This window comes from Novosphingobium sp., from assembly GCF_027489515.1.
GTDB lineage: Bacteria > Pseudomonadota > Alphaproteobacteria > Sphingomonadales > Sphingomonadaceae > Novosphingobium.
This window is the reverse complement of the sequence record NZ_JAIXZS010000083.1, coordinates 271,300-277,352: the sequence shown is the minus strand read 5'-3', so window position 1 is coordinate 277,352 and position 6,053 is coordinate 271,300. Positions and strand designations below refer to the sequence as shown.

Annotated in this window: 7 protein-coding genes; 2 read left to right on the top strand and 5 right to left on the bottom strand. The window is 64.3% G+C overall.

Annotated elements, in window-relative coordinates; genetic code table 11:
- Nucleotides 1-353 precede the first annotated feature (353 nt).
- The 3 genes from Q0082_RS15145 to Q0082_RS15135 form a co-directional block, all read right to left on the bottom strand.
- Complete coding sequence (locus Q0082_RS15145) at nucleotides 354-647, bottom strand: type II toxin-antitoxin system RelE/ParE family toxin (protein ID WP_298194189.1); 294 nt, start codon at nucleotides 645-647, stop codon at nucleotides 354-356.
- Nucleotides 648-658: 11 nt separating this feature from the next.
- Entirely contained in the window at nucleotides 659-913 is a 255-nt protein-coding gene (locus Q0082_RS15140) for an antitoxin (RefSeq protein ID WP_298194186.1), read from the bottom strand.
- 74 nt (nucleotides 914-987) lie between these two features.
- On the bottom strand, nucleotides 988-1,374 hold the full coding sequence (locus Q0082_RS15135) for a RidA family protein (protein ID WP_298194184.1): 387 nt from the start codon (nucleotides 1,372-1,374) through the stop codon (nucleotides 988-990).
- A gap of 172 nt (nucleotides 1,375-1,546) precedes the next feature.
- On the opposite strand from Q0082_RS15135, the gene Q0082_RS15130 reads away from it, so the two are divergent.
- A complete protein-coding gene (locus Q0082_RS15130) occupies nucleotides 1,547-2,701 on the top strand; it encodes a patatin-like phospholipase family protein (RefSeq protein ID WP_298194179.1) in 1,155 nt (384 codons plus the stop codon).
- A 15-nt stretch (nucleotides 2,702-2,716) separates the two neighbouring features.
- Here Q0082_RS15130 and Q0082_RS15125 read toward each other — a convergent pair whose 3' ends face one another.
- Both Q0082_RS15125 and Q0082_RS15120 read right to left on the bottom strand, forming a co-directional pair.
- The gene (locus Q0082_RS15125; protein ID WP_298194176.1) at nucleotides 2,717-4,357 is read right to left on the bottom strand and encodes a choline dehydrogenase; all 1,641 of its coding nucleotides are present in this window, start codon (nucleotides 4,355-4,357) and stop codon (nucleotides 2,717-2,719) included.
- A gap of 84 nt (nucleotides 4,358-4,441) precedes the next feature.
- Nucleotides 4,442-4,777, bottom strand: coding sequence for a gamma-glutamylcyclotransferase (locus tag Q0082_RS15120; protein ID WP_298194174.1), 336 nt, complete (start codon nucleotides 4,775-4,777; stop codon nucleotides 4,442-4,444).
- A 460-nt stretch (nucleotides 4,778-5,237) separates the two neighbouring features.
- Between Q0082_RS15120 and Q0082_RS15115 the strand changes: the two genes are divergently transcribed.
- Nucleotides 5,238-5,942, top strand: coding sequence for an AraC family transcriptional regulator (locus Q0082_RS15115; RefSeq protein WP_298194172.1), 705 nt, complete (start codon nucleotides 5,238-5,240; stop codon nucleotides 5,940-5,942).
- Nucleotides 5,943-6,053: the final 111 nt, after the last annotated feature.

Genomic DNA, 6,053 nt, shown 5'->3' with positions numbered 1-6,053 from the left:
CCGGCGCATCTGCGCCTCTGACAACCAGATCAAATCGCTCATGACAACGCCTCCTCAGCGCCGTCATTGAATCAACTGATCGCACGCTACGCAAGCATTTTAATAGGTCCTGAGCCTAAATGAGGCACGCTCTGGGCCTGATGTAGACCTTGACGCCATCACTCAATGGCTTCGCAAAATTGTAGCCCTCCTAGACAATCACATAATTTCATCGGCCGATAAGAAATCACATATCTGTGCCGGGCTTCTCAATGAGCAAGGCGTCGCGTTCATCTTCGTTGCAGAGAGCCCCTAGGATTACGGGGACAGGTGCAACAATCCCCAAACCCCTCCACAACACCCACAACCCAAACCTACAATCGCTCCTGCAGCCGCACCATCAAATCCATCCGCTCGTGAAAGATTGCCACGACGAGCGCGGGCGCACCATCGCGTGGCAGCACAAAGATGAAGTGATGTTCGCACCGCGCCATCCGCAGCCCCGGATAGAGCGCGCTCATGTCTCTGAACGCACCTTGCCCGCTTGCCGCCGCTTCAATGCCGCGCTCAAGCTGGGCGGCATACCGGCGGGCCTGAGCATCACCCCACTCCTTGCGGGTGTAGCGCACAATGCCGCGCAAGTCGGCCTCCGCCGCCAGCGTCAGCACATAATGTGCGCTCAAGCGCGGCTGCCCTCAGCCAGTTCCTCATCGACGATGACGGCAAGGCTTGAGGGTGAGACCTTGCCCGAAAGGCCCTCTGTAATCCTCTGGCCGAGCAAGGACTTCAGGTCCTGCCACGCAGAATCGTCCTCCGCCGGTGCGGGGAACAGGCGTTCGATGGCGTATTGCCGGATCGTCTTGCCCTGCAGCGCCGCCAGCGCCTTCAGGCTCTGGTGCTGCTGATCGGAAAGGTCGATGGTCAGCCGACTCATGGGGTTACTCCTCTGCACACACCCACATTACCACAAATGTGGGTTTGTGCCTGAAAAATGCCCATGCGGCCCCCTCACCCCACCACCGCAATCACATCAATCTCCACCATCAGCTCTGGCAGCGCGAGGCTCTTCACCTCCACAATCGTGTCCGCCGGCCATGGCGGCGTGAAGTACTTGCGCCGCGCTTCCACGATGGCCGGGAAGTTGCCCATGTCGGTCAGGTAGATCGTCACTTTCACGATCTTGCTGCGGTCGCTCCCGCCCGCTGCCAGCACGGCGTCGATATTGGCGAACGTCTGCGCCAGCTGTGCCTCGAAATCGCCCACGCCGACGATCGCGCCTTCCGGGCTGATCGCCGCCTGCCCCGAAAGGAACAGCAGGTTCCCCACCTGCCACCCCGGCGAAATCGCATAGGGCGCCAGCGGATCGGGCTCCATGCTTATCACTTTGACGGTCATGGCGCGTTCTCTCCTCAAGGGTGCCGGGCGGTCGCCCCTTGCATGCACCAAAGGCCGTGCCAGCGATAGGTTGGCGCAGAGCCGCACGCAGCGCGTAGCGGGCCTCTGCGCGATACCATGCCCCGATCCTGCGACCTTGTGCTAAGCGCTGCTCTCGAACGGAGAACCACGCTTGCCCGCATCCATCAGGCCCTCATTCATCAAAATCGTCTTCCTCGCCGCCAGCCTTGCGCTCTCAGGCTGCGCCACGATCCACCGCGAACCCTTCAACGAACGCCAGCAGGCCGAGGCAACCATCCCCGGCATGCCGCAGGCGCGCTTCTGGGCCGATGCGCCGGGCGCCGCGCGGCTGATGGCGCCGGCTTATGCCGGCGCGCAGGGCGAACGCTCGATGCTCGCGCTCTCCGGCGGCTCGGACAACGGGGCCTATGGCGCGGGGCTGCTCGAGGGCTGGACCAAGTCCGGCACGCGGCCTGAATTCGCGGTCGTCACCGGGGTCAGCACCGGCGCGCTCATCGCGCCCTTCGCCTTTCTCGGTTCCGATCAGGATGCGACGCTCGAAGCGCTGTTCACCGGCATTTCCGCGAAGAACATCTACAAGAACCGCTTTCCCCTCGTCATTCCGCTTTCCCCCAGCATCGCCAGCACCAAGCCGCTCGCGCGGATGATCGAGACGGTGCTGACCGATGCCCTCATAGACCAGATCGGTGCGGAGCACACGCGGGGGCGGCGGCTGTTCGTCGGCACGGCCAATCTCGATGCGCAGCGCATGGTGATCTGGAACATGGGCGCAATTGCCGCGAGCAAGGCGCCGGGGCGCTACGGCCTGTTCCGGCAGGTCCTGCTGGCCTCCTCGGCGATCCCCGCGTTCTTCCCGCCGGTGATGATCAAGGCCGAGGCGGGCGGGCGCACGATCAGCGAGATGCATGTCGATGGCGGAACGACCGCGCAGATCCTCACCCTCCCGGATGAGGCGATCGTGACCGGTCAGGTCCCCGCCGCCGCGCGCCCGCTGCACATGTACATGATCGTGAACAACAAGCTGAACGGCGAATTCAAGCTGGTGAAGCCCCGCACCGTGCCCATCGCGAGCCAGGCCATCTCGCTCAATTTGCGGCGCGCGACGGCGAGCACGGTGAACCTCAGCTACCTCTACGCCAAGGCGCAAGGCATCGATTTCAACCTCAGCTTCATCGGCAAGGACTACCCGGCGAACAGCAAGAACCTGTTCGATACCGCCTTCATGCGCGGCCTCTTTGCCTATGGCCGGAGCCTGGGCGAAACTGGTACCTTCTGGGCCAAGCGCCCTCCGGACGAGGACGAGTAAGCGCAGCTCAGGCCTTCATGCCGCCGCCGCCAGCACTGCCCGTCCCCGGATCACATCGGCGATCTTCTCAGCAATCATGATCGTCGGCGCATTGGTGTTGCCGCCGATCAGCAGCGGAATGACGGAGGCATCGACGACCCTCAGGCCCTCGAGGCCGATCACTTTGCAGTCCTTGTCGACCACCGCCATCGGGTCGCTCGAGTGCCCCATCTTCGCGGTGCCGACGGGGTGATAGATCGTCTCGCCCCGCGCGCGAACCCAGGCGTCGATATCCTCGTCCGATTGCACCGCCGGCCCCGGCCAGATTTCCTCTCCGCGATAAGGGGCAAAGGCATCCTGTGCCACGACTTCCCGGGCGATCCGGATGCCTTCGCGCACCACGCGCCGGTCTTCCTCGGTCGCGAGGAAGTTGGCGAGGATCGCCGGGTCCGCATAAGGATCGGCGCTCTGCAGCCCGACGGTGCCCCGGCTTTCCGGCCGCAGCTGGCAGACATGGACGGTAAACCCGTCGCGCTCCACCCGCACCTTGGCGTGCTCCTGCATAATCGCGATCACGAAATGCAGCTGCAGGTCCGGCCGGTCGAGATCGGGGCGCGACTTGAGGAAGGCGCCGGCTTCGAGGCCGTTTTGTCGCCCGCCGCCCTTGCCGGTCAGCAGATAGTGCAGCCCCACCTTGTACTGCCGCCAGCCCCGGATCTGGTGGTAAAGCGAGACGGGCTGCGTCGTGGCCCAATTGAGCGTGACATCGAGGTGATCTTGCAGGTTCGCGCCCACCCCGGGCAACGCATGAACCGGCGCCACCCCCGCGGCCTTCAGCTTTTCGGGATCGCCGACGCCCGAAAGCTGCAGGATCTGCGGAGACTGAAACGCGCCGGCTGAAAGCAGGACTTCGCGGCTCGCTTGCGCGGTCTGCACCGGCTTGCCCGGCCCGAGCGAGTATTCCACCCCCGCCGCGCGTCCGTTCGCGATCACGATGCGGTGCACCCGCGCGCCGGTCACCACCTCAAGGTTGCGGCGGGTGCCCATGATCGGGGTCAGGTAGCCGCGCGCTGCAGACCAGCGCTGTCCGTCGTTGATGGTCAGCTGATAGCGGCCGAAGCCTTCCTGGCTCGTGCCGTTGAAATCCTCGGTCAAGGGATGCCCCGCCTGCTGCCCGGCGGCCAGGAAACTCGTGTAGAGCGGATGGTCCGATTGCTCACCCCAATTGACCTTGAGCGGGCCTCCCGCGCCGTGGAATTCATTCTCGCCAAGGCAGTTGTCCTCGGCCTTGCGGAAGTAGGGCAGCACATCGGCATACGACCATCCCTCAAGCCCCAGCTGCCGCCATTGGTCGTAATCGCGGGCATGGCCGCGCACATAGACCATCCCGTTGATGGCCGAGGACCCGCCCAGCCCCTTGCCGCGCGGATGCCACATCCGGCGCCCGTCCATGTGCGGCTCGGGCTCGCTCCAGAATCCCCAGTTGTGCTTGCTCTTTTGCTTGATCAGCGTGCCGACGCCCGCCGGCATGCGTACCAGCACGGAGGTGTTCGGCCCGCCTGCCTCCAGCAGAAGCACCCGCGCGGCGGGGTCTTCGGAAAGCCGCGCTGCGAGCACTGCGCCTGCGCTTCCTGCCCCGATCACGATGTAATCGAATTCGCCCTGCGCCATGTTCATGCCTCTTCCCAATGGCCGGGCGTTGTCTGCCGGCTGACAATTGCAGGAGGCTAGTTAATCGAGCGATTAAACGCAAGCTACCCCTCAGAACGCCGACAGGTAGATCCAGGCTGCCACTGGGCCCTCCGGCGTCTCGACCAGCACCTCCCCGCGCCGGTACTCCGCGCCCTCGAAAGCATCGAGCCGATCCCAATGCGTGGGCAGATCAGACGAGGTAAACAGATGGACTTCGATGGTTTCCCCGGCCTCGTCCAGCACGAGCGCCGGATAACCCAGCGCCGCACCCCACCCCGCTTCGATCAGCCGGCCCCGGATCATGCCAGTCGTCCACGTGCCAGTCAGCCCGGCCAGCTGGTGGTGGTTCACCCGTCCGGGCGCGAGCGTGCCGTAAGTCGCAAGGCGGTGGTCGATGGCCATCATGCAATCTTGCGGACTTTGCGCGCGACGAACAACCGCGAAGTGTCCGTATGAATCAAATCAGGGCAAGGCCCGGCTCGCAGGACGTGGGGCGAAGCGCAACCGTCCGAACCGGTCGGCGCTTCGCCCCGCCTGACGTCACTTCGCGGTGCAGTCACCCTTGCGGCACTGGCAAGAGGGGCCGCAGTTGCAAGCCTTCGGTGCGGCGGCGCACTTGCAGACGGGAGCGCAGGTGCAAGGGTTGCAGTTGCAGGTATCGGTCATGGTTCAAGTCCTCCGGTTTGGTTGGTGGAGCGCTCCAACTATGGTAGGATTCGTCCGGGCGATTGAACGTAGCGGCTGAAATTGCACGGTAAGGCCGCATGCGTCACGGCGCCCGGGCAGTCCATCAGACGGAGCAGGCACCACATTGATCGCCGGACGAGGCAGGATCGCTATCTGGGAAGGAGCCGCGCTCTGGATCATGGAGGGCTCGGAGACTGCGAACCTGCACCTCCATGCCCACCACGCGATCCAGATCACCTTTCAGCTCCACGGTTGGTTCGAGATCAATCTGGGCAAGGAGAAACTTGCAGGACCGGTTGCCGCCGTGGCGTCCGATGCGTTGCACGGCTTCCGGGCCAGCGGCGCGGTCGCTTTCCTGTTCATCGCCCCCGAAAGCGCGGTCGGCATCGCGCTTTCGCGGCAGTATTTCGCAGAGCATCTCTGGGCAGAGATAACCGATGGCCCGCTCGCCGCAGCGCTGGAGCCACTGCGCGCATGCAACGCCGGCGCCGGTTCCGCTTCGGAGATGCGACGCATCGGCAAGGCTATTCTCGCTACCCTCCCCACTGCCGCCGACCTCATGATGCCTGATGCCCGTGTGCTCGCGATGCTCGATTATGCCCGGCACCATCTTGATGGCCCTGTGACCTTGCCTGCTGCGTCGGCCAAGGTCGGTCTGTCGCCAAGTAGAGCGCGCCACCTGTTTGCCGCTCAGACCGGGCTGCCGTTCAAGTCTTATGTGCTTTGGCTCAGGATCGAACGCGCGGTCGAACTCTATGCGGCAGGCCATTCGCTGACAGAGGCGGCACACGAGGCGGGTTTTGCAGACTCAGCGCATTTCAGCCGCTCGTTCCGCCGCATGTATGGCCTTCCTGCCGCAGCGCTGCGGCTTTACCGCGATTGATCGACCCGGGGCTTCCCCCGAGAGGCCGCGATCTATTTGCGTCGACTAACAAGAGTACGCCATGCCTCTCGCATTCGCTGCGGAGCCCGGGCGGTGCTGCGCACCGCTCCC

Coding starts and splice junctions, on each gene's coding strand:
- Q0082_RS15115 (WP_298194172.1), top strand. CDS start 5,238: ATGGAGGGCTCGGAGACTGCGAACCTGCACCTCCATGCCCACCACGCG.
- Q0082_RS15135 (WP_298194184.1), bottom strand. CDS start 1,374: ATGACCGTCAAAGTGATAAGCATGGAGCCCGATCCGCTGGCGCCCTAT.
- Q0082_RS15140 (WP_298194186.1), bottom strand. CDS start 913: ATGAGTCGGCTGACCATCGACCTTTCCGATCAGCAGCACCAGAGCCTG.
- Q0082_RS15120 (WP_298194174.1), bottom strand. CDS start 4,777: ATGATGGCCATCGACCACCGCCTTGCGACTTACGGCACGCTCGCGCCC.
- Q0082_RS15125 (WP_298194176.1), bottom strand. CDS start 4,357: ATGAACATGGCGCAGGGCGAATTCGATTACATCGTGATCGGGGCAGGA.